Annotated in this window: 1 protein-coding gene; it reads right to left on the reverse strand. The window is 56.4% G+C overall.

Features of this window, described 5'->3' with window-relative positions:
• A partial coding sequence (locus SB822_RS60375) for a hypothetical protein (protein ID WP_410859553.1) occupies positions 1-219 on the reverse strand: 219 nt, incomplete at its 3' end.
• Positions 220-241: the final 22 nt, after the last annotated feature.

Here is a 241-nt window from a genome sequence, read left to right on the forward strand (position 1 = left end):
CTGCTGCGCTGCATCAATATGCTGGAAGTACCGGATGCTGGTAGCGTAGCTATTCACGGCGAGCCATACAAGCTCGACCAACAGCCCGGACGCGCGCCTCGACCAGTCGATGTGAAACAGGTTCAGCGGCTGCGCGGTCAGGCGACGATGGTATTTCAGTCGTTCAATCTGTGGTCGCACCTGACTATCCTCGAAAATCTGATCGAAGCGCCTGTCCATGTACAGAAGCGAAACCGATCGG

The organism is Paraburkholderia sp. SIMBA_054 (genome assembly GCF_046534875.1).
In the GTDB taxonomy this organism is placed as follows: domain Bacteria; phylum Pseudomonadota; class Gammaproteobacteria; order Burkholderiales; family Burkholderiaceae; genus Paraburkholderia; species Paraburkholderia hospita.